Origin of the sequence: Pectobacterium carotovorum, from assembly GCF_033898505.1 — a bacterium.
In the GTDB taxonomy this organism is placed as follows: Bacteria; Pseudomonadota; Gammaproteobacteria; order Enterobacterales; family Enterobacteriaceae; genus Pectobacterium; species Pectobacterium carotovorum_J.
Genome location: NZ_JAXAFK010000005.1, coordinates 209,034 through 233,235, shown reverse-complemented (window position 1 = coordinate 233,235; position 24,202 = coordinate 209,034). Strand labels below are relative to the sequence as shown.

The window sequence follows — 24,202 nt, the reverse complement described above, 5'->3', positions numbered from 1 at the left end:
TACGCGCCTTATGTCACATCAGCATCCGATTATTGCGGTTACCGGCTCCAGTGGGGCGGGAACAACGACAACCAGCCTGGCCTTCCGTAAGATTTTTCAACAGCTTGACCTGCGCGCCGCCCAGTTGGAAGGAGACAGCTTTCACCGCTATACCCGCCCGGAAATGGATATGGCCATTCGCAAAGCGCGTGATTTAGGGCGCCACATCAGCTACTTCGGCCCAGAAGCGAATGATTTCAGTCTGCTGGAGCAGTCGTTTATCGAATATGGCCTGCACGGCCGCGGTCAGACGCGTAAATACCTTCATACTTACGATGAAGCGATTCCCTATAATCAGGTTCCCGGGACATTCACGCCGTGGGAGCCGATGCCGGAACCCACCGACATCCTGTTTTATGAAGGGCTGCACGGTGGCGTGGTCACCGACCAAAACGACGTGGCACAGCATGTAGATTTGCTCGTCGGCGTGGTGCCGATCGTCAACCTGGAATGGATCCAAAAGCTGATTCGTGACGTCAATGAACGCGGTCACTCGCGTGAAGCGGTCATGGATTCCGTCGTCCGCTCAATGGAAGACTACATCACCTACATCACTCCGCAGTTCTCTCGTACGCACATCAACTTCCAGCGCGTGCCCACCGTGGACACCTCCAACCCGTTTGCTGCCAAGTCGATTCCCTCGCTGGATGAAAGCTTCGTCGTCATTCACTTTCAGGGGTTGGATAATATTGATTATCCCTATCTGCTCGCCATGTTGCAGGGATCGTTTATCTCCCACATCAACACGCTGGTCGTTCCCGGCGGGAAAATGGGGCTGGCGATGGAGCTCATCATGGCACCGCTGGTGCAGCGGTTAATTGAAGGGAAAACCATCGAATAAGCATCAAGATATACGGGGCGACCACAGGGGTGAGGCCTCCCGACGGGAATCTCCCCCTGTGTTTCCCCTAATAACAGGCTTAAGTGACCAGAATGAGTGCTCAGAGAAAGGGATTATTCCAGCACTCTAATTTCGTGGCTGTGCGTTACCTCAACGGCTTTGCCTAGCATCAGTGCCACAGAGCAGTATTTTTCCGCTGATAGTGCGACAGCTCGCTCAACGGCTTTGTCGGTCAGCCCTTTTCCCGTCACGATAAAATGCAGATTGATATGGGTAAATAAACGCGGCGCTTCAGACCGGCGCTCTGACGTCAACTTCACTTCACAGTCCGCCACATCGTTGCGGCCTTTTTGCAGAATCGACACGACATCAATCGCGCTGCATCCCCCCACAGACATCAACACCATCTCCATCGGACTGGGCGCTTTATCACCGGAATTACCGTCCATCAAGATCTGGTGCCCTGACGCGGATTCGCCCAAAAACGTTAAGCCTTCAACCCATTTTACCCGTGCCTGCATGGTGCCTCTCCACTAAAAATTTTTTGAAAATTTATACCGTTACTGTACAAAAACCAGCGTTAATCAGAGCTTTGTCATGCTGAAGCGAGACAACACAAGACACGTCCTTAAAGCTGTGTTAAAACGAAAATAGAATAGACCTTTTCTGGACAAACCCAGAAACGAAGAAGATGATTGCGTGGCCAGATATACCCAGCCACGTTTACGATGCGGCAAGGCAGCAACCGGAAAATCAAGGGTACAGTGGTTCCAGTATATTCCCTGACGTCATTCTGCCTAGACTGAATTTTATTTTTTTAGCAGTTAAACACGCCGTACAGGGAACTCTGACCCCTGTAATTTGCGCAGTGAATTACAACAGAGGATGATAGCGAATGGTTCTCGGCAAACCGCAAACAGACCCAACTCTCGAATGGTTCCTTTCCCATTGTCATATCCATAAGTATCCATCGAAGAGCACGCTGATTCACCAAGGTGAAAAAGCAGAAACGCTTTACTACATCGTGAAAGGCTCTGTCGCAGTGCTAATCAAAGATGAAGAAGGCAAGGAAATGATTCTTTCCTACCTCAATCAGGGCGATTTTATCGGCGAGCTCGGCCTGTTTGAAGAAGGTCAGGAACGCAGCGCCTGGGTTCGGGCAAAAACCGCCTGTGAAGTGGCTGAAATTTCCTATAAAAAATTCCGCCAGCTCATCCAGGTTAACCCAGATATCCTCATGCGTCTGTCTGCGCAAATGGCAAGCAGACTCCAGGTTACCTCAGAGAAAGTCGGCAACCTCGCCTTCCTTGATGTGACCGGCCGTATTGCTCAAACTCTACTCAACCTGGCCAAACAACCTGATGCCATGACGCATCCAGATGGCATGCAAATAAAAATTACCCGTCAGGAAATTGGGCAAATCGTTGGCTGCTCGCGTGAAACCGTGGGTCGCATTCTGAAAATGTTAGAAGACCAGAACCTGATCTCTGCGCACGGTAAAACGATTGTCGTTTACGGCACTCGCTAAATCCCTGTCGCTGTACCCTACCAATAAAAAAGCGTGAAGCCTCGGCCTCACGCTTTTTTTTATGGCGAGCTTCCTGCTCGCCACCCTTCGGGCCGTCGCAAGCGACGTTGAAAAACGTTCCCTACGTTTTTTTATCGCTGCGCTTTTAAGAACGCCACTCAGTTTGCTGCGTTAACGACCTGCGCGACGGCTTTGGCGAACTTATCCATCCCCTGCACAATATCGTCTTCATCAATGATCAAAGACGGCACAAAGCGAATTACGTTCGGCCCAGCCATCAGCACCATCAGACCCTGAGCCGTTGCAGCAGCCAGAAACTCGCCTGCGCGGCCATGCCACTGCGGTTTCAGTTCTGCCCCCAGCAGGAGCCCCATACCGCGAACCTGCTCGAATACGCCGTACTGCTGGTTGATTTTCTCCAGTTCACTAACAAAGCGATCGTGCCGATTCGCCACGCCTGACAGCACTTCCGGTGTGTTAATGATATCCAGCGCGGCTTCCGCCACCGCACAGGCAAGCGGGTTACCGCCATAGGTGGTGCCGTGTACCCCAACCGTCATCACAGAAGCGATCTCTTCCGTCGTCAGCATCGCGCTAATCGGGAAGCCGCCACCCAGCGCTTTAGCGGTGGTGAGGATATCCGGCGTAATACCGTAGTGCATGTAGCTGAATAGTTTGCCAGTACGCCCCATCCCGCTCTGCACTTCATCAAACACCAGCAGCGCCTTATGCTGATCGCACAGATCGCGAACGCCTTGCAAAAACTCAGGCGTAGCAGGCGTAATACCGCCCTCGCCCTGAATCGGCTCCAGCACGACTGCGCAGGTGTGATCGTCCATCACTGCTTTGACCGCAGCCAGATCGTTGAAAGGAACATGGACAATATCCGCAGGCTTAGGCCCGAAGCCATCGGCATATTTAGGCTGTCCGCCAACCGAGACGGTGAACAGCGTCCGACCATGGAATGCATTGTAGAAGGCGATGATCTTGGTTTTATACGGGCTATGACGTTTAACCGCATAGTGACGTGCCAGCTTAAATGCCGCTTCGTTAGCTTCAGCGCCGGAGTTAACAAAGAACACGCGATCGGCAAAAGTGGCATCAATCAGTTTACTGGCGAGGCGTAGCGCAGGTTCGTTGGTGAAAATATTGCTGGTGTGCCACAGCTTTTCACCCTGTTGCTGCAATGCGTTCACCAGCGCAGGATGGCAGTGACCCAGTGCCGTAACCGCAATGCCACCGGAGAAATCAATATACTCGCGGCCGTCCTGATCCCAGACGCGGCTCCCTTTACCTTTAACGGGTACAAACTTCGCGGGTGCATAAACTGGCAAAATCACTTTATCGTGAGTATCCCGTGTCACTGCTTTCTGCTCTGCTGCCATTTGCTGCCTCACTCTGCTGTCCATCATGTCGGAATGAAAATATAGTCAATAAATATGCATAAAAAATCAATCACAGGCAATATTAAATCGGTTATTGGAGAGAATAACTCTCTATATGGCTAAATTTTAAGGAAATTATCCAAAAGTTGATGACCTTGCTGGCTGAGAATGCTCTCTGGGTGAAACTGCACCCCCTCCAGCGGCAATACGCGATGGCGGATTCCCATAATCTCGTCACGTTTTCCTTCCGATTCGCTCCAGGCCGTGATCTCAAAGCAATCAGGTAACGAGGCGGAATCAATAATGAGTGAATGGTAGCGGGTAACCGTCAACGGCTGAGCCAACCCCGTGAAAACCCCCGTGTCGCTATGCGCAATCGCAGACGTTTTCCCATGCATGACCTGTCGTGCCCGCACCACGCGTGCGCCGAACGCTTGCCCCATCGCCTGATGACCAAGGCACACGCCCAGAATAGGCAATTTATCGGCGAAGTGGCGGATTGCAGCCAGTGAAATGCCCGCCTCATCCGGCGTACAAGGGCCCGGTGAAATGACCAATCGCTCAGGCGCAAGCTGTTCAATCTCACGCAGCGTCAGTTCATCATTACGCTTCACCACAACCTGCGCGCCAAGCTCACAAAAGTATTGGTAAAGGTTGTAGGTAAAGGAGTCGTAGTTATCGATAATTAGCAGCATAGTTATTGCACAGTTAGTCAGGAAAGCCGTACTAACATACATGAAATTCGTGTCAGGCACCCAGCCCTTGTCATCAGTAAAGACAAAAGGTTCGCCATCCCTACGCAATAAATTAGCATGATAATAATTATATCGATCATAAATGATTTATTTCTGTAATAAACATCTTTATTAATAGGTAATATTTATTATTCATTCCTATAGAAAACGATTTCTTTGAAATCATTTTTAACAAAAAAAATAATAAACAAAAATTCCTTATGAATTAATTACGTTTTTTTCATCGGGCATAAAAGACCATGGGTTGTTTTTATAATCGATGTTTATTTTTAACTTTTGACGGCGATCACAGTTGTCTGTCAGGTGAATAAATCCCACATAAAAAATGGGTAAAAAATAAAGAATCCATATTGAAACAACGCGAGTTAAAAGATATAACTAATTGAATTAAAATAATTTAAATAGAAATCAGTTTCTATTTAAAAGTAATAAACACAAATCCGCCAAGCTGTCCCATTTTATTTAACTAATATATTTAACGCCCCATCTTGCATTGTTTATTTTTTCTGTTAACACTTATCTCGGCTTTATAGACAAACCTTAATTTCATTTTTGTTGAAACAGCCTTTTTTATTACACAGGGTGTGTAGTGATAAATACCCAAAAAAATCTATGTCAAGGAGAGTACACAATGAAATACCTACTGCCTTCTGCAGCCGCTGGGCTGTTGCTGCTTGCTGCCCAACCTACAATGGCGGCAAATACGGGGGGTTATGCCACCACGGACGGCGGCGACATTTCCGGTGCAGTGAAAAAGACAGCGCGTTCTCTGCAAGAGATCGTCGATATCATTGAGGCTGCGAAAAAAGACTCAAGTGGTAAAGCGGTCAAAGGTGGAGCCTACCCGCTTGTTATTACCTACAACGGTAATGAAGATGCGCTAATCAAAGCCGCCGAAGCTAACATCTGCGGCCAGTGGAGCAAAGATCCACGCGGTGTGGAAATCAAAGAGTTCACCAAGGGCATCACCATCCTCGGGACCAACGGTTCTTCCGCTAACTTCGGTATCTGGATTGTAAACTCTTCCAACGTTGTCGTGCGTAACATGCGCTTCGGCTATATGCCGGGTGGCGCAAAAGATGGCGATGCTATCCGTATTGATAACTCACCGAACGTCTGGATCGATCACAACGAGATCTTCGCCAAGAACTTCGAATGCGCCGGTACGCCAGACAACGACACCACTTTTGAATCGGCTGTCGATATCAAGAAAGCCTCAACCAATGTCACGGTGTCATATAACTACATCCATGGCGTGAAAAAAGTGGGCCTGAGCGGTTCAAGCAACACAGATACGGGCCGTAACCTGACTTACCATCACAACATTTACAGCGATGTTAACTCACGTCTGCCGCTGCAACGTGGTGGTCAGGTTCACGCGTACAACAACCTGTATGATGGCATCAAAAGTTCAGGCTTTAACGTTCGTCAGAAAGGGATTGCACTGATCGAAAGCAACTGGTTCGAAAATGCGCTCAACCCAGTGACCGCACGTAACGATGACTCTAACTTCGGTACCTGGGAACTGCGTAACAACAACATTACCAGTCCATCTGATTTTTCTAAATACAACATCACCTGGGGTAAGCCATCCACACCACACATCAATGCGGATGACTGGAAGAGCACCGGCAAATTCCCTGCCCTCCCGTATAGCTACTCACCAGTATCCGCACAGTGCGTGAAGGATAAACTGGCAAGCTACGCTGGCGTAGGTAAAAACCTGGCAGTACTGACAGCCGCTAACTGTAAATAAGTGCATTAAACCCGGCGCATTCACTCTGCGCCGGGTTCTCTGTGAGCGAGTGATTTGGGCTCGCTCATTTTTTAAGGAACCTGGGCAAGATTGCCAGTGCGACCTTCACAGCAACAGGCTCCGTGCTGATAATCATTCCTCCACTATAAGGTGTGGTCAGTGAAGTCTATTTTCTTTCCTATCGTGTACAGGCACACTATATAAAAATTAATAATATAGCGATTAATAATAATTATTTTTTAACAAACTAAAATTCAATATAGAATTAACTCATAACGCAAAAATATTGAATACACCTGTGATAGTATATTTTGACTTAGGATGAATCTTTACGTTAGTTGTAACAATTATCGCCAGAAAAATCGCGAACTAAAAACCAATAAATCAAGAAACCAGAATGAAACTCTCGCCCGTTAATAAAATAACTTACTGATTTTCTATTCTTTTAAAAGAATGGTGTTTCCTATAAAACCCGAATTATTCAATCATCAGTATTACAAAATGTTTCATCCATGATACATTTAACATTTCACCCTTGAACTGATCTTATTTTTTGACCACACTCCCCTTGGTTTTTCATCAAAATTGAGATTCATTTTTGTTGAAAAATGTGTATACCCTAAATAATTCGAATTTCAGGAAGGCGGCAAGAGAAGGAGTCCCGATGAGCTTACTCAAGTAAGTGATTCGGGTGACTGAACGTAGCCAACGTACATGCAATTTGAAGAATAACGGGTATACCTGTTACATCGGGCATACGGAGCAATAAATGCCCATGAAATTATATTCCAAGGAGACAGTTATAATGAAATACCTATTGCCTACGGCAGCTGCCGGATTGTTACTGTTCGCTGCTCAGCCAGCCATGGCCGCAAATACGGGCGGTTATGCCACCACGGATGGTGGAGAAGTTTCCGGTGCCGTAAAAAAGACCGCACGTTCTCTGAAAGAAATTGTGGATATCATTGAAGCCGCAAAAGTGGATTCAAAAGGCAAGAAAGTTAAAGGCGGTGCGTATCCGCTTATCATCACCTATAACGGTAATGAAGACTCGCTAATCAAAGCGGCCGAAAAAAATATCTGCGGTCAGTGGAGTAAGGACGCGCGCGGCGTAGAAGTCAAAGAGTTTACCAAAGGGATCACCATTCAGGGCACCAATGGCTCATCCGCCAACTTCGGTATCTGGATTATCAATTCATCCAACGTTGTCGTACGTAATATGCGCTTTGGCTATATGCCGGGCGGTGCACAAGACGGCGATGCTATTCGTATCGATAACTCGCCGAACGTCTGGATTGACCACAATGAAATCTTTGCCAAAAACTTTGAGTGTAAAGGCACGCCAGACAATGACACTACTTTTGAATCGGCCGTCGATATCAAGAAAGGGTCAACTAACGTCACGGTGTCCTACAACTACATCCACGGCATTAAAAAAGTGGGTCTGAGCGGTGCAAGCAATTCGGATACGGGTCGTAACCTGACTTATCATCACAATATCTACCGTGATGTTAACTCACGTCTGCCGCTGCAGCGTGGTGGTCTGGTTCATGCGTACAACAACCTGTATGACGGCATCACCGGTTCAGGCTTTAACGTCCGCCAGAAAGGGATCGCGCTGATCGAAAGCAACTGGTTTGAAAATGCACTGAACCCGGTGACAGCACGTAACGACAGCTCCAACTTCGGTACCTGGGAGTTGCGCAACAACAACATCACCAAACCGGCAGACTTCTCCAAATACAACATCACCTGGGGCAGACCTTCCTCTGCTCATATCAATGCGGATGATTGGAAAAGCACCGGAAAATTCCCTTCCATCTCTTATAAATACACCCCGGTTTCTGCACAGTGCGTGAAGGATAAACTGGCAAACTATGCTGGCGTAGGTAAAAACCTGGCGGTACTGACAGCAGCTAACTGCAAATAAAGGCGGTCAGGCTTTCTCCGTCACATAAGTGACAGGAAATCATCAGCCTGAATGTCCCGCAGCCGTGTCTCTTCACGCTGATATACTCCAAATAATTCGAGTTTCAGGAAGGCGGCAAGAGAGGGAATCCCGATGAGCTTACTCAAGTAAGTGATTCGGGTGACTGAACGTAGCCAACGCACATGCAACTTGAAGTATTACGAGTATGCACGGTTCTACCCGAGCGAGCTCTAAGAGCTCGCTCATTTTTTATGGAAACCTACACATGAACATGGATACCGATTTCTTAAAGAGAGGATAATTAAAGATCAGACTAATTATTTAGTAATTAATTAATAGCTTGATTGATTAATGAAAAAACCATTCATTAATTAAGGATTAAATAATAAAAAGAATCGTGACTCATCAACACGGGATTAATTAATAATTTGATCGGCATCAACTATTTTTTGGCATGACCATCTCAATGAGGAAATTTTACTTATTTGTTGATGTCCCTCACAGTTATCACCGCTATCAAAGCTACCTCACCGCAGAATAATAAAACGAAATATAATTTTATTTTTCATAAAAACTCTCAACGTCATTTTTTAGAAAAAATGAAAAAAAATATTACCATTTAAAATAGATACTTATTAGTCATCAATATTTTGTGCGTTATTCATCCGATAGATTTAATACCTAAATATTGAATTATTTTATTTTTATGATAACACTTAATCGGGATTTCAATAAACCTTGATTTCATTTTTATTGAAACAACCCAATAATATAATCTGGGTTATGTGGATCATTTATACCCAAAAAATTCAATTCCAAGGAGAGTACCTGAATGAAATACCTACTGCCTTCTGCAGCCGCTGGGCTGTTATTACTTGCGGCTCAACCGACAATGGCGGCAAATACGGGGGGTTATGCCACCACTGACGGCGGCGACGTTGCCGGTGCCGTGAAAAAAACCGCACGTTCCATGCAAGATATTATTGATATCATCGAAGAAGCGAAGCTGGATTCCAAAGGTAAGAAAGTCAAAGGGGGCGCTTACCCGCTCGTCATCACCTATAACGGTAATGAAGACGCGCTGATTAAAGCCGCAGAGAACGATATCTGCGGTCAGTGGAAGAAAGACGCACGTGGTGTGGAAATCAAAGAGTTCACCAAAGGGATTACCATTATCGGAACCAACGGTTCTTCCGCTAACTTTGGGATCTGGCTGGTTAAATCATCCGATATCGTTATCCGCAATATGCGTTTCGGCTACATGCCTGGCGGCGCGCAGGACGGCGATGCGATTCGTATCGATAACACACCAAACGTCTGGATTGACCACAACGAGATCTTCGCGAAAAACTTTGAATGCGCAGGCACAAAAGACGGTGACACCACATTCGAATCCGCGATTGATATCAAGAAAGCCTCAACCAACGTAACGGTGTCGTACAACTACATTCACGGCATCAAAAAAGTGGGGCTGAGCGGCTTCAGCAGCAGCGATACTGGCCGTGACCTGACTTACCATCACAATATTTACGATGACGTTAACGCTCGCCTCCCACTGCAACGTGGCGGTAAAGTTCACGCCTACAACAACCTGTATACTGGTATCACCAGTTCTGGTCTGAACGTGCGCCAGAATGGTATTGCGCTGATCGAACGTAACTGGTTCGAAAATGCGAAAAACCCAGTGACCTCACGTTACGACGGTTCCAACTTCGGTACCTGGGATCTGCGTAATAACAACGTTATGAGCCCGGCTGACTTCGCTAAATACAACATCACCTGGGATAAAGATTCCAAGCCCTACGTGAATGCTGAAGACTGGAAGAGCACAGGCACATTCCCTTCTCTTCCTTACAGCTACTCTACCGTTTCACCACAGTGCGTGAAGGATAAACTGGCGAACTATGCTGGCGTAGGCAAAAACCTTGCCGTCCTGACGGCAGCAAGCTGTAACTAATTAAGTGTAAAGCGTAAATAAGCGAACTTCAGGCTCCGCCCCTCATTGTCCTGTGCTAGCAGGAGCCTGCAAGCGAGTTTAACGCCCGTCGGTTTATCGTTCGGGCCGCACTTGAGCGAGCCCTAAGGGCTCGCTCATTTTTATCGTTAATATTCAAGGAAATGAAATGAAACGTTCTCTTCTGTTCGCCGCACTGTTCAGCACTGGATTAGTATTCAGTGTCGGCATACCGATGGCTAGCGCCGCCACACCGGCAGCACCAGAGCTGAAAGGATTCGGAACCGATACCGTCGCAGGCAGCGGTGGGCGTATTATTCGCGTCACAACGCTGGCTTCTTCCGGAGCCGGTTCACTTCGGGAAGCCCTGGCCGCCAAAGGGCCGCGCATTATTGTTTTTGAGGTTGGCGGGATTATCGACCTGAATAAAAGCGACCTTCGGTTAACGGAGCCGTTTGTCACCATCGCCGGCCAGACTGCCCCCTCTCCCGGCATTACAATCATTCGCGGCGGAATGGGAATTAGCACGCATGATGTGCTTATGCAGCATATCCGTTTTCGCATCGGCGATGCCGGTACGGGTAAAAAAAGCGGCTTTGAACGCGATGTTTCAATCAACGGTAAAGATGCCTACAACGTCGTAATCGACCACTCGAGTTTCGCCTGGGGGACAGACGAAAACCTGTCTATCTCTGGCCCACGCTATGACGGCCCACAGGGAACCGCACACCGCATCACACTTTCAAATAATATTGTTGCTGAAGGCTTATACGACTCGGCTCACACCAAAGGCATCCACTCGATGGGCACGCTGGTTCACGATAACGTGACTGATGTGTCAATCATTGGCAGCCTGTATGCGCACAACAACGAGCGCAACGCCTGGTTCAAGGCTGGCTCAACGGGTGTCATGGTCAATAATCTGATCTACAACCCCGGCATTTGGGGCGTTCGCGTTGGTGGAGTTAAGGGTGAGTGGGAAGGGAAAACCATGCCCGCCAGCCCACGCGTTTCCGTTGCGGGTAACGTGATGCACTACGGTGCCAATACCAAAGCAGGTTTAGGATTGGTAGGAAGCAACAGCTCCGGCGATGTCTGGATGTCAGATAACCTCGCTTACGATGCTAAAGGAAAAACCGCACCGCAAACCTCAGGCAGCGGGATTAATTTACTCAAAGTGTCCCCTATCTGGCCTTCTGGTTTAACGGCATCACCCGCCAGCGCCGTTACCAATCAGGTACTGCAAAGCGCAGGCGCACGACCGAAAGATCGTGATGCCGTCGATAAACGTATCGTAGAGAATGTCAAACAGCGGACAGGTGGCTTCGTGAACAGCCAGGAAGAGGTTGGCGGCTATCCCGTTGCAACAGCCACCTACCGTCAGTTGAACGTGCCGAGCACGGGTGTGGATACCTGGCTACAGCAGATGGCAAAAGCACTGGAATAAAACGGCGGTAATGGAATAGCAGAGTAAAATGCCAAAAGGCCACATCAGTGGCCTTTTTCGTATTCTCAGCTCTTATCTATCTCACCACTCAGGGCAGCACTTTCGCGGACTGAATCACGATAGGCGTGGTCGGCACATTCTGGTAAGGCCCGACATTCTTCGTTTGTACCTGAGAGATCTTATCTACCACTTCCATGCCCTTCACGACTTTACCGAACACGGCGTAGCCAAAATCACGCTGGCCGTGATCGAGGAACGCATTGTCTGCAACGTTGATAAAGAACTGGCTGGTCGCACTATCCTTTTCTGCGGTACGCGCCATCGCGATCGTGCCGCGTTGGTTACGCAGGCCGTTGTCGGCTTCATTCTTGATCGGTGCATTCGTCGCTTTTTGGTTCATTTCGCCAGAAAAGCCGCCGCCTTGCACCATAAAACCAGGGATCACACGGTGAAATGTCGTCCCGTTATAAAAACCATTGTTAACGTACTCGACGAAATTTTTTACCGAAACTGGTGCTTTTTGGTTATCTAAAGACAGTTCGATATTGCCCGCAGACGTCGTCAACAGTACACGCGTAGTGGTGTCAGAAGCCGCAAAGGCGGGAGAAAATGCCGTCAGTGAAATAAGGGCTGCCGCGGCAACCAGAGTACGTTTGAACATGAGAATTCCTTTTTGAAGAGGCCGACTACAGAAAGCGTAGTGATTGTAAGTATCCACACTCTTCAACGCTACCCATTTACCTTTTTTTACGTATAAAAGTCTGTTCGTAACCAACTGTGAGCGAAAACCTGTGCAAAGGATAAAAAAAGGGCCGATTGCTCGGCCCCTATGATGATTATCGCGCAGCGTATCTAGTCCGTACGCATCTAGCCCATGCGCTCCGAGCGTATCGCCAGATCACGACTGTACTGACGGCTGGCATCCACCAGCATCGAGGTATACGCATCCTTCGGCACATCACTGGTCAGATCGTCGGTTTCCAGCGTCTCCAGTATCTTGCCGTACTGCATCACCGCCACTTTATGACACAAATGGGAAATTACGCCCAAATCGTGCGTCACCATCAGGTAGGTCAGCTTTTCCTGCTGCTGCAACTCCATAAGCAGGTTGAGAATTTCCGCCTGTACCGACACATCCAGCGCCGACGTCGGCTCATCCAGCAGCAGAACCCTTGGCTCCAGAATCAGCGCACGGGCAATCGCCACACGCTGGCGCTGCCCGCCCGAAAGCTGGTGCGGGTAGCGGCGACGGAAGTTCGTTCCCAGCCCAACCTTCTCCAGCAAGCTGTCGATACGATCGTCACGATCGTCAAAACGGTGGATCGACAACGGTTCTTCCAGAATGGATTCCACGGTATGACGAGGATGCAGCGATCCGTACGGATCTTGGAACACCATCTGCACCTGGCGACAGCGCGCTTGATCGATCCGGTGCGCCAGTTTCTTACCGCCAATCAGCAGCGTGCCTTCCCAATGGTTAAACAGCCCGGCCAGACACTTCAGCACCGTAGTTTTGCCGGAGCCCGATTCCCCCACCAGACCGAAGATATCGCCATCGTTGACGGTGAGGTTCACATCGTACAACACCTGATTCTTCGCGCTGCCATGACCAAAAGAGAGATTCAGGTTATTCACTTCGATCATCGGCTTACGCTGACTCATTGCTTCAGTTGCCATGATTATCCCCTTTATCCGTTGATCCAGGCAGGATCGCGATTCATTACCGGCAAACGTGGACGGCGATGATCGATATCCGGCAGCGAATTCAGCAACCCACGCGTGTACGGATGCTGCGCGTTGTCGAGATCGGCGGCAGCAATGGACTCCACGACGCGCCCGGCATACATCACCAGCACACGATCGCAGAAGCTGCGTACCAGATTGATGTCGTGACTAATGAAAATCAGCCCCAGGCCACGCTCGCTCACCAAATCGTCCAACATCGCCAGCACCTGCAAGCGCACAGACACGTCCAGCGCGGAGGTCGGTTCATCGGCAATCACGATTTCGGGTTCCGTAATCAGCATCATCGCAATCATGATGCGCTGCCCCTGACCGCCTGAGATTTCATGAGGATACAAATTATATACGCGCTCTGGCTGACGAATACGTACGACGTCCAGCATCGCCATGACCTTTTCCTTCGCCTCACGGTGCGACACCTTATGGTGCGCCAGATAGGCTTCGGCAATCTGATCGCCGACGCACACCACTGGGTTCAGCGAGTATTTTGGGTCCTGCATAATCATGGAGATACGCTTGCCGCGAATCTGACGCATCCGCGCCTCATCCGCTTTCAGCAGATCGGTATCGCCGAAACGCAGTTTGTCCGCCGTAATCCGCGCGCTGTGCGGATGCAACTGCAACAGCGCACGGCCGACCGTCGATTTACCGGAGCCGGATTCGCCGACAATCGCCAGCTTTTCACAGCCCAACGTGAAGGATACGCCGCGCACGGCATCAGTCACCGTCCCGCGATTCACGAAACTCACCCGCAGATTTTCCACTTCCATCAGGGGCGAGCTTCCCGGCGCACGTTGAGAAAACTTATTCAGTTCTGGGATCGAGGATGTCACGTAGGCCGTCTCCAAGGAAGTTGAACGCCAGGCTGTTAATCAAAATCGCCAGCCCCGGAATAGTTACTAACCACCAGCACTCCATCATGTAACGACGACCCGCAGAGATCATCGCGCCCCATTCAGGATCGGGCGGCTGCGCCCCCAATCCCAGAAAGCCCAGACCCGCCGCGGTCAGAATGATACCAGCCATATTCATGGTGATACGGATAATCACCGACGGCAGACACAGCGGCACAATGTGGTGCAGCAGGATGCGAATAGAGGATGCCCCTTGCAGCTTCACGGCAGAAACAAAGTCCGCGTGACGCAGCGACAGCGTCTCCGCCCTTGCCAGACGGGCAATCGGCGGCCAGGCCGTCAGCGTAATCGCGATCACCACATGCTCCAGACCTGGGCCAAGTGCCGCAACGAACGCCAGCGCCAACACCAGGCTAGGGAACGAAATGAAGATATCGGTGATACGCATCAGGATGGTATCGACAATCCCGCCGTAATACCCAGCCACCACGCCCAGCGCCAGCCCGATAGGCCCAACGGTGACGGACACCAGCGCAACGATATACAGCGTGATGCGTGAACCATAGACCAGACGGCTAAACACATCGCGACCAAACTCGTCGGTGCCAAAGTAGTGCGCCGCACTCGGGGCTTGTAACGCGTTAGCCAAGTCCTGTACCAGCGGATCGTGCGTGGCGATCCACGGGGCGAAAATGGCGACCAGCATCAACATCAGCACAATCGCAGAACCAATCGCGGTCAGCGGATTGCGCAGCATCGTCAAGAGAAACCCGCCGATTCGCGCACCGCGTAGCCGCAGGCGGCTCACGCGTTTTTCCGGCGGTGTCCGCATTACCGATTCGCGAGTGACCGGCGGCTCAGAGGAAATATTCATGCGTTCGTCCTCGGATCAAAGATTTGATACAACATGTCCGACAGCAGGTTAAGCGTCACGAAGATCAACCCGACCAGCAGCACACAGCCCATCACCGCGTTCATATCCCCCAGCAGCAGGCTGCCAGTCAGATAGGAACCAAAGCCCGGCCATGAGAAGACCGTTTCGATCAGTACCGCCCCTTCCAGCAGCGAGCCATACGCCAGCGCCACCACCGTCAGAAGCTGAACCAGAATATTGCGAAACGCGTGTGCCCAGACGACACGGAACTCAGACAGCCCTTTCACTCGCGCAGTAATGATGTATTCCTGCGAAAGCTGCGCCAGCATGAAGCTACGCGTCATACGGCTGATATAGGCCAGCGAGTGGAAACCAAGAATAGTGGCCGGCAACACCAGGTGATTCAGCGCGCTGCGGAACACATCCCACTCACCCGCCAGTAACGAATCCACCAGCAGCAGACCGGTACGGTTTTCCACCAGGCCGTCATAGGCCATATCAACCCGCCCTGCTCCACCAACCCAGTTCAGCCAGGCATAGAACACCAGTAGCCCCATCATACCGACCCAGAATATCGGCGTGGAATAACCGGCCAGGCTGATAAAACGCACCACATAATCCGCCCACTTGCCACGTCGCGCCGCAGCCAGCACGCCTAGCGGTACACCCAGACCAGCACCGACGATAATCGCCATCGTCGCCAACTCAACAGTTGCCGGGAAGACGCGGATAATGTCATCCATCACCGGTCGTCCGGTCAGGAGCGCATTGCCCAGATCCCCATGCATCAGCGAATTAAAGTAAATAAAGAACTGCACATACAGCGGCTTATCCAACCCCAGCTGTTGGTAAACCTGTTGATAGGTACTTTGGTCGGCATCCTGTCCGACAATAGCCAGGACTGGATCGATTGGCATCACGCGGCCGATCACGAAGGTCAGGATTAATAACCCGAACAGCGTGACGATCACCTGAAACAGACGCTTTGCCAAACGACGCAGTACTCCACCCGGCTTGATCCAATCAGAGAAAACCATGTTCTTTCTCCTGATATCCCGGCTAGCGGCGACAGCAAATCACCACTCACGCGGTCATCTCTTTTTAGCGTATCTGATCGGGATGGTTAGCCGGGAACGTGTCGGCTAATCATCCGGTTTAACGTGTGGACACTAGCGCTGCTTATACACCTCGCGCAAATGCGTCGTAGAAGACGGATGCGGCACATAGCCTTTCACGTCCTTACGTAACACCACAGAATCGATCATCTGCGACACCGGAATAATGGCCGGGAACAGTTCTTCATAACGATTCTGCACGTTGATATACATCTGCTTTTGTTTCTGAGGATCTTTCTCCAACAGCGCCTGATCGATCATGTCGTTCAGAGGCTTGTCGTAGAAAGACGTGCGCCAGCCCTGGAAGTTGGTCAGTTTGGCTTCGTCGCTGTTATCCGGGTTATAGACAACAGAACGCAGGCTGGAGTGAGGATGCGGATCGACGCCGCCACCGCCACGGCCGACCAGCATGTCGAATTTACGATCGCGCATCGCGCCGTAAACCTGATTACCGGTGCCGGAGATGATTTTGGCTTTGATGCCCGCCTGTGCCAGCGTGGACTGTACCGATGTCGCCAGATTCAGGAACGGCTGGTCGGACAGAACACGCAGCGTGGTTTCAAATCCATTTGGGTAGCCCGCTTCGGCCAGCAGCGCTTTAGCACGCGGCACGTCCAGCTTGTAGCCAGGATCTGGCAACGTCGCATCCATCCCTTTCTGGATGGGGCGCTGATGATAGAAACCATAGCCGGGCATGACCGTATTATTGATACCATCGTAATCAATCAGGTAACGAACCGCTTCGCGCACTTTTGGTTTTGCGAAGTATTCATTTTTCAGGCTCATTGCAACGTAGTACAGCGTGCCTTTTTTCACCTCATCAACCACAACGTCTTTATCTTGTTTCAGCGCATTGATATCCGGCACCGACATCCCAGAGGCCACGTCAATATCGCCTTTTTCAATCATCAGGCGCAGCGCCTGTGACTCGGTCATGTGGCGGAAAATCACGCGCCGCATTTTTGCGTCGCCCTGCCAGTTGTTCTCAACCTTGCTGATGCGCAGCACGTCTTTCGCCTGCCACACGTCCAGCTTGAACGGGCCAGAACCGGCTTCATTCGTGGTCAGCCAGCCGTTGCCCCAGTCACCGTTTTTCTCATGCTGCATCACCGTTTTGCTATCCAGCACCGATCCGCTACCCAGCGTCGCCAGCGAGTAGAGCACCAGTTTGGGGTCGTTCGGTTTTGGCAGTTCAATTTCAACGGTGTGGGCGTCTTTGGCACGGATCATTTTCTCCACGTTTTCCGCGGTGAAACCGTAAGATTTCCACGTCGTAGCCTGCGCCATGTTGAGATTCAGCAGACGCTTCATCGACCAGGCGAAGTCTTGCGCCGTTACGGGGTTACCGGAATGGAATTTGGCGTTATCCACCAGATTGAAGGTAATGACCTTACCGTCATCACTGACGCTCCAGCTTTTCGCCAGAGAAGGCTGGATGTTACTCAGGTTGGCGGGATCCAGCACCACCAGCGAGTCATAGAGGTTGACGATAATGCCCACCACCTCGTTACCGGTCATGGCGGCCGGATCGAGTGAGAGCATGTTGTTCATGTTCATCCCCACGATCAGCTGATCGTCAGGGGTTTTTGCCGATAGAATGGCCGGCGTAGCGGCCATGCAGAGTGAACCTAACAGCAGGGTACGGAGTATTGCTCGTGCTTTCATCATTATTCTCCAGGTGTGGGAGCATGGAAGACGACAACTTTTTATTTTTTAGGTAAGGCTATCTTTCAGATCGAACAAAAAACCATTCATACAAAAGTTATTCTTTACTCAGGGTATGCTCCTCAATCCAGTCAAAATTGATATCTTCTCCCAGCCCCGGACGTTGCGGCAGATGCACAAAGCCCTCGTTGTCCATTGGATCGACAATCGAATTCAGATACGCAGCAGGTTCGTCATAATCGAGGAAAGGATGCAGCAGCCCGCGCTCATACCAGCGGCAGTTTTTGATCGCCCCAACGACGTTGAGGTTTGGCGCGCCGTTACCGTGAACTTCGCAGTCCATACCGAAGGATTCCGCCAGGCTCGCGACCTTCATACACGGCCAGAGACCGCCCACGCCTTGTACGCCCGCGCGTAAAATGTCGCATGCGCCTTCTTTAACCCAGTCAGCACGGCTGAAGTATTTGCCTGACAGACTTTCCGGCCCGATGACATCAATATCCAGGCTCTTGGTCAGCCAGCTGTAGGACGCCATGCTCTGTTCTTCCATCGGTTCTTCAAACCAGGTGAAATCGAGCTTTTGCAGTTCACGACCGATATACAGCGCATCGCTGCGGCTGTACCAGTGGTAGCCATCCAGCATCAGGCAGATGTCCGGGCCAACGGCTTCACGTACTGCGGCACAGGCTTTCACGTCGATCTTCGGGCTGGGCGCGAATGACACCGGTGGCATCCAGGTGTGCAACTTGATGGCTTTATAGCCGCGCTGCACCAGCTTTTCGGCGAACTGGCCGTATTCCTCTGGGGTAGAGAGACCACCTTCCAGCTCATCGCCACACATGGTGCTGCCGTAGGCCGGGACTTTTTCACGATAGCCGCCGAGCAGTTTGTGCACCGGCATGTTCAGTACGCGGCCTTGCAGATCCCACAGTGCGGATTCCACAATCGACAGCGCGCGATCGGTCAGCTGGTTGGCGCTACCGCGTTGCCAATGCACCAAATCCTGCCAGAGGCGTTCACGGTCGAACGGGTTCTGCCCAATCAGCACTTTGCGGAAGAAAGCATTAACAATATGAGGACGAATCACTTCCGGCGGAGCGAAAGCGTAACCTTTTTGGCCATCATCTGCCGTGATGGTTAACAGCGCCATCTTGGCCTGATTTTCAGGTCCCGGGTGTGAATGACCCGCACTGTCGGAAACCCGGCGTGTGGGATAAGTGAAGACGGTGACATCAATTGATTCTATTTTCACGTTGTTACCTGCCTTGATGTTTAACACAACTCATGTACAAGATTTGCGAATGTAAGCCATATAAATAATTAAAGAATAACTCTACTAACTGTGTCGGGACGGGTAGATAAAAAGCGCCTATCTCTCTCTGGTACGACCTTATAAGTCGATCAACGTCACAGAATAGAAATAGCGTGCTAATTAAAAAAAAATGGTGTTTTATTTTCAATTATTAAGGTTGTTACGCCGTTAGTCATTAGGCAATTTCTTCCATATGACGAAATTATGTCGCCGATAATTGTGCAATCGCACATAAAGCTGTGAGCATTATCACCAGAAAATTTCATATCCTTATTAAACAAATGGATAATCCCTTAGTTTTATTTTTAAGCGCTCAGACACGCGAATGATTGACGAGGGGGACGATTACTCTGATACCGGATTGGCCGCTAATCAGTCGGCTTCTGACCAAAAGCGTGCTATAGGTCTCATTTTTGCCAGTCACTAAAACCCCAACAAAAACCAAGGCTTAATAAAAAATAAGTAAAATCATAAGGATACTCATAAAGTAGTATATAAAAGACTATTTGATGTACATCAATAAGCGTCCTCTGTGGAGCGATAAGGTAACCTCAGAAGAAGCAATTTTGAGGCAAAAATGAACAAAGTCAGACTCGCTGTTATCGGTAACGGGATGGTCGGCCACCGTTTTATCGAAGAGTTGCTGGATAAGGCCCCGACGTCCACCTACGAAATTACCGTTTTTTGTGAAGAACCCCGCGTCGCCTACGATCGTGTCCACCTCTCTTCTTACTTCGCGCACCACACGGTAGAAGAGCTTTCCTTAGTACGCGAAGGCTATTACGAAAAAAATGGCGTTAAAGTCCTGCTCGGTGAACGCGCTATCACCATCAACCGCAGTGAAAAAGCTATTCACTCCAATTCCGGTCGTACCGTGTATTACGACAAGCTCATCATGGCAACCGGCTCCTACCCCTGGATTCCTGCCATTAAAGGCTCAAACGGGCAAGACTGTTTCGTCTACCGCACCATTGAAGATCTGAACGCCATCGAAAACTGCGCTCGCCGTAGCAAACGCGGCGCGGTGATCGGCGGGGGTCTGTTGGGTCTGGAAGCGGCAGGCGCACTGAAACACCTCGGCGTGGAAACGCACGTCATTGAGTTCGCGCCCGTGCTCATGGCCGAACAGCTGGATGCGCAGGGTGGCACCCTGCTGCAGCGCAAGATTGAAAACATGGGTGTGCGCGTGCATACCAGCAAGAATACGCAGGCCATCCAGCATTCTGGTCTGGAAAGCCGCAAGACAATGGTGTTTGCCGATGGCAGTACGCTGGAAGTCGACTTTATCGTGTTCTCTACCGGCATCCGCGCGCAGGACAAACTGGCGCGCCAGTGTGCGCTGGAAATTGGCCCACGCGGCGGTATCGCGATTAACGACTGGTGCCAGACTTCCGATCCAGATGTCTACGCCATTGGCGAATGTGCCGCCTGGCAGGGTAGACCATTCGGTCTGGTCGCGCCCGGCTACAAGATGGCGCAGGTTGCCGTCGACCACCTGTTAGGGCATGAAAACCGATTCCAGGGTGCCGATATGAGCGCCAAGCTGAAGCTGATGGGCGTCGATGTCGGCGGGATTGGCGATGCACACGGCCATACGCCGGGCTCCCGCAGCTACATGTGGCTGGATGAAAACAAAGAAACCTATAAACGTTTGATCGTCAGCGCCGACAATAAAACGCTGCTCGGTGCCGTACTGGTCGGCGACACGCGGGATTATGGCAACCTGCTGCAATTCATGCTGAACAAAATCCCGCTGCCGGACTCCCCCGAAGCGCTGATTCTTCCTGCATCCGCTGGCAGTGCAAAACCGACGCTGGGTGTCGATGCTCTGCCGGAAAGCGCCCAAATCTGCTCCTGCTTCGACGTCTCCAAAGGCGATATCATCAAAGCGATTAACGGCGGCTGTCATACTGTCGCGGCGCTTAAGGAAACCACCAAAGCCGGCACCGGCTGCGGCGGCTGTATCCCGCTGCTCACACAGGTGTTGAACGCTGAACTCAGCAAACAGGGGATTGAAGTCAATAATCACCTGTGCGAACACTTCGCCTATTCACGCCAGGAGCTGTACCACCTGATCCAAATCGAGAAAATCAAAACGTTCGATCAACTGCTGGAGAAACACGGTTCAGGCTACGGCTGCGAGGTCTGTAAACCGACCGTGGCCTCGCTGCTGGCTTCCTGCTGGAACGAGTACGTGCTCAAACCACAGCACACGCCGTTGCAGGATTCCAACGATAACTTCCTCGGCAACATCCAGAAAGACGGCACGTACTCCGTGATCCCACGCTCCGCAGGTGGGGAAATCACGCCGGATGGTCTGATCGCCATCGGTCGCATCGCGAAGCAATATAACCTGTACACCAAAATGACCGGTTCCCAGCGCATGGCGCTATTTGGCGTGCAGAAAGACGATCTGCCGGACGTATGGGCTCAACTCATCGAAGCCGGATTTGAAACCGGCCACGCTTACGCCAAGGCGCTGCGTATGGCAAAAACCTGCGTCGGCAGCACCTGGTGCCGCTTTGGCGTCGGCGACAGCGTGGGCTTTGGCGTCGAGCTGGAAAACCGCTACAAAGGCATCCGCACGCCGCACAAAATGAAATTTGGCGTCTCCGGCTGTACGCGGGAATGTGCAGAAGCACAGGGTAAAGACGTGGGGATTATCGCCACCGAAAAAGGCTGGAATCTCTATGTATGCGGCAACGGCGGGATGAAGCCGCGCCACGCCGACCTGCTGGCAGCCGACTTAGACCGCGAAACGGTCATCTGCTATCTGGACCGCTTCATGATGTTCTATATCCGCACGGCCGATAAGCTCCAGCGTACGTCCGTCTGGCTGGATAACCTTGAAGGCGGCATCGACTATCTGCGTAACGTGATTGTGAAAGACAAACTGGGCATTAACGATCAGCTTGAAGCCGATATCGCACGGCTGCGCAAAGGTTACCTCTGCGAATGGCAGGCGACACTGGAAGATCCGGAAGCACAGAAACGCTTTTCCCACTTCATTAACAGCCCGGAACGTGACCCGAATGTGCAAATGGTGGGTGAACGTCAACAACACCGTCCGGCGCGCCCTGCCGAGCGTATTCCGGTGAAACAGATTGAATTAGAGGAGGAAAGCGCATGAGCCAGTGGACTACGGTATGTAAGTTAGACGACATTCTGCCCGGCACCGGCGTTTGTGCACTCGTCGAACAGCAACAGGTCGCCGTGTTCCGGCCTCGTAACGACGAGCAGGTTTACGCCATCAGCAATATCGATCCGTTCGCGCAGGCTAGCGTATTAAGCCGTGGCATACTGGCCGAACATCATGAGGAGCTTTGGGTGGCAAGCCCATTGAAAAAACAACATTTTCGCCTTTATGATGGCTTCTGTCTGGAGGATGGAGCCTATTCTGTTGCAGCGTACGATGCTCAGGTAATCAACGGTAATGTGCAAATATCCATCGCAGACCATGGCATAGCGGTTGATAATAGCCAACCATTACCTTAATGAAATGGTCGATGCCCTGTGGCCGCAGGGCACAACCCCATTTGATTTTTCAAGAAAATCTGAGTGCTTTAAGAGGCGTTACATGGATTACCTGCCAATATTCTGTCAGCTACACGATAAACCTTGTCTATTGGTGGGAGGGGGTGAAATCGCCGAGCGCAAAGCCCGGCTATTGTTGGACGCTGGAGCAATCATTACCGTCAACGCGCTCGATTTTAACGATCAATTTCGGGCCTGGGAGCAGGACGCGCAATTAACGCTGGTACACGGCACTTTCGATCCGACGTTACTGGACGACGTGTGGCTGGTGATTGCCGCCACTGACGATCAGGACGTCAACAACCACGTCTATGCCAGCGCCAGCGAGCGCCGGATTTTCTGCAATGTCGTCGATTCGCCAGAGCGCGCCAGCTTCATTATGCCGTCGATTATTGACCGTTCACCGCTCATGGTCGCCGTATCTTCTGGCGGTGCCGCACCGGTATTGGCACGACTACTGCGGGAAAAGCTGGAAAGTATTCTGCCGCAAAATCTCGGTAAACTGGCAACATTCGCAGGCGAACTGCGCAGCCGGGTGAAAAGCCGATTTCGCAATATGAGCGCACGTCGTCGCTTCTGGGAAAAACTCTTCGTCCACGATCGGCTGGCGCAGGCGCTGGCCAATGAAAATAGCCAAAGCGTTCAACAGCTGACGGAACTGCTCTTCTCCGCCCCGCTGGACGATCGAGGTGAAGTAACACTGGTCGGCGCAGGGCCGGGCGACGCGGGATTACTGACGTTGAAAGGCCTACAGCATTTACAACAGGCCGACATCGTCGTTTACGATCGGCTGGTCTCGAAAGAGATTCTCAACCTGTCACGCCGCGACGCCGAGCGCATCTTCGTCGGTAAATCATCTGGCTATCACAGCGTTCCTCAGGAACAAATCAATCAGCTGTTGGAAGAAAAGGCGCGGGCTGGCCATCGCGTCGTCCGGCTGAAAGGCGGTGACCCCTTTATCTTCGGTCGCGGAGCCGAAGAACTGGAGCATCTGCAACAGGCGGGCGTGCCGTTCTCTGTCGTGCCCGGTATTACCGCCGCGTCGGGCTGTTCAGCCTACAGCGGTATCCCGCTCACTCATCGCGATCGCTCGCAGGGCGTCAGACTGATTACCGGACATGTTAAGCACGACACCGATCTCGACTGGTCCAGTCTCGCAGCGGAGAAACAGACGCTGGTGTTTTATATGGGACTTCAGCAGGCCGAGTACATTCAAAGCAAGCTGATCGAACAGCAGCTACCGGAAACCGTGCCCGTCGCGATTATCGAAAACGGCACCTCAACCAAACAGCGCGTTCTGACTGGACAACTCTCCCAACTGAGCGAATTAGCACAACAGGCCAGCAGCCCAAGTTTGATCATCATCGGCAACGTCGTCGGACTACGGGAAAAATTGAGCTGGTTCTCTGACCAGACAGCATAATCCTCTCCCTACCTCTCTGCTTACCCGCTATCCGTTCTACCGGATAG

Annotated in this window: 19 protein-coding genes; 9 read left to right on the top strand and 10 right to left on the bottom strand. The window is 51.0% G+C overall.

Going from position 1 to position 24,202, the window contains the following annotated elements; genetic code table 11:
- Positions 1–10: 10 nt before the first annotated feature.
- Positions 11–880, top strand: a complete 870-nt coding sequence (locus R9X49_RS19380) for a phosphoribulokinase (protein WP_319849971.1) — start codon at positions 11–13, stop codon at positions 878–880.
- Positions 881–993: 113 nt separating this feature from the next.
- On the opposite strand, the gene R9X49_RS19375 is transcribed toward R9X49_RS19380, so the two are convergent.
- Positions 994–1,401: an OsmC family protein gene (locus R9X49_RS19375; RefSeq protein ID WP_015841952.1), complete on the bottom strand. Its 408-nt coding sequence runs from the start codon at positions 1,399–1,401 to the stop codon at positions 994–996.
- A 374-nt stretch (positions 1,402–1,775) separates the two neighbouring features.
- Between R9X49_RS19375 and crp the strand changes: the two genes are divergently transcribed.
- Entirely contained in the window at positions 1,776–2,408 is a 633-nt protein-coding gene (gene crp, locus R9X49_RS19370; protein ID WP_004090925.1) for a cAMP-activated global transcriptional regulator CRP, read from the top strand.
- Positions 2,409–2,566: 158 nt separating this feature from the next.
- Here crp and argD read toward each other — a convergent pair whose 3' ends face one another.
- Together argD and R9X49_RS19360 are read right to left on the bottom strand one after the other, a co-directional pair.
- The gene (gene argD / locus R9X49_RS19365) at positions 2,567–3,793 is read right to left on the bottom strand and encodes a bifunctional acetylornithine/succinyldiaminopimelate transaminase (RefSeq protein WP_319849970.1); all 1,227 of its coding nucleotides are present in this window, start codon (positions 3,791–3,793) and stop codon (positions 2,567–2,569) included.
- Positions 3,794–3,912: 119 nt separating this feature from the next.
- Entirely contained in the window at positions 3,913–4,488 is a 576-nt protein-coding gene (locus R9X49_RS19360) for an aminodeoxychorismate synthase component II (protein WP_319849969.1), read from the bottom strand.
- A gap of 691 nt (positions 4,489–5,179) precedes the next feature.
- Here R9X49_RS19360 and pelA point away from each other — a divergent pair.
- From pelA to pelZ, 4 genes are all read left to right on the top strand, one after another.
- Positions 5,180–6,304, top strand: coding sequence for a pectate lyase PelA (gene pelA / locus R9X49_RS19355; RefSeq protein WP_319849968.1), 1,125 nt, complete (start codon positions 5,180–5,182; stop codon positions 6,302–6,304).
- A gap of 805 nt (positions 6,305–7,109) precedes the next feature.
- Positions 7,110–8,234, top strand: coding sequence for a pectate lyase PelB (pelB, locus tag R9X49_RS19350; RefSeq protein WP_319849967.1), 1,125 nt, complete (start codon positions 7,110–7,112; stop codon positions 8,232–8,234).
- 832 nt (positions 8,235–9,066) lie between these two features.
- Positions 9,067–10,191 (top strand): pectate lyase PelC, encoded by a 1,125-nt coding sequence (gene pelC, locus R9X49_RS19345; RefSeq protein ID WP_319849966.1) that lies wholly within the window; start codon positions 9,067–9,069, stop codon positions 10,189–10,191.
- 166 nt (positions 10,192–10,357) lie between these two features.
- Positions 10,358–11,635 (top strand): pectate lyase PelZ, encoded by a 1,278-nt coding sequence (gene pelZ / locus R9X49_RS19340; protein ID WP_319849965.1) that lies wholly within the window; start codon positions 10,358–10,360, stop codon positions 11,633–11,635.
- Between the two features lie 88 nt (positions 11,636–11,723).
- Here pelZ and ppiA read toward each other — a convergent pair whose 3' ends face one another.
- From ppiA to R9X49_RS19305, 7 genes are all read right to left on the bottom strand, one after another.
- Positions 11,724–12,296 (bottom strand): peptidylprolyl isomerase A, encoded by a 573-nt coding sequence (gene ppiA / locus R9X49_RS19335; RefSeq protein WP_319849964.1) that lies wholly within the window; start codon positions 12,294–12,296, stop codon positions 11,724–11,726.
- A gap of 206 nt (positions 12,297–12,502) precedes the next feature.
- Positions 12,503–13,279, bottom strand: a complete 777-nt coding sequence (locus R9X49_RS19330) for an ABC transporter ATP-binding protein (protein ID WP_319850000.1) — start codon at positions 13,277–13,279, stop codon at positions 12,503–12,505.
- Positions 13,280–13,323: 44 nt separating this feature from the next.
- Entirely contained in the window at positions 13,324–14,211 is an 888-nt protein-coding gene (locus tag R9X49_RS19325; protein WP_413775899.1) for an ABC transporter ATP-binding protein, read from the bottom strand.
- Entirely contained in the window at positions 14,183–15,064 is an 882-nt protein-coding gene (locus tag R9X49_RS19320) for an ABC transporter permease (RefSeq protein WP_319849998.1), read from the bottom strand. The genes R9X49_RS19325 and R9X49_RS19320 overlap by 29 nt, the downstream gene beginning before the upstream one ends.
- A 38-nt stretch (positions 15,065–15,102) precedes the next feature.
- Positions 15,103–16,143 (bottom strand): ABC transporter permease, encoded by a 1,041-nt coding sequence (locus R9X49_RS19315; RefSeq protein ID WP_015841965.1) that lies wholly within the window; start codon positions 16,141–16,143, stop codon positions 15,103–15,105.
- Between the two features lie 132 nt (positions 16,144–16,275).
- Positions 16,276–17,886 (bottom strand): ABC transporter substrate-binding protein, encoded by a 1,611-nt coding sequence (locus R9X49_RS19310; protein WP_263058179.1) that lies wholly within the window; start codon positions 17,884–17,886, stop codon positions 16,276–16,278.
- Between the two features lie 97 nt (positions 17,887–17,983).
- Positions 17,984–19,138 carry a mandelate racemase family protein gene (locus tag R9X49_RS19305; protein ID WP_319849963.1) on the bottom strand — a complete coding sequence of 385 codons (1,155 nt, stop codon included), beginning with the start codon at positions 19,136–19,138 and terminating at the stop codon, positions 17,984–17,986.
- A 637-nt stretch (positions 19,139–19,775) separates the two neighbouring features.
- Here R9X49_RS19305 and nirB point away from each other — a divergent pair.
- The 3 genes from nirB to cysG all read left to right on the top strand — a co-directional run bounded on the left by nirB (position 19,776) and on the right by cysG (position 24,155).
- The gene (nirB, locus tag R9X49_RS19300; protein ID WP_319849962.1) at positions 19,776–22,328 is read left to right on the top strand and encodes a nitrite reductase large subunit NirB; all 2,553 of its coding nucleotides are present in this window, start codon (positions 19,776–19,778) and stop codon (positions 22,326–22,328) included.
- Entirely contained in the window at positions 22,325–22,693 is a 369-nt protein-coding gene (gene nirD, locus R9X49_RS19295) for a nitrite reductase small subunit NirD (protein ID WP_319849961.1), read from the top strand. The genes nirB and nirD overlap by 4 nt, the downstream gene beginning before the upstream one ends.
- An 82-nt stretch (positions 22,694–22,775) precedes the next feature.
- Positions 22,776–24,155 (top strand): siroheme synthase CysG, encoded by a 1,380-nt coding sequence (gene cysG / locus R9X49_RS19290; RefSeq protein ID WP_319849960.1) that lies wholly within the window; start codon positions 22,776–22,778, stop codon positions 24,153–24,155.
- Positions 24,156–24,202 lie beyond the last annotated feature (47 nt).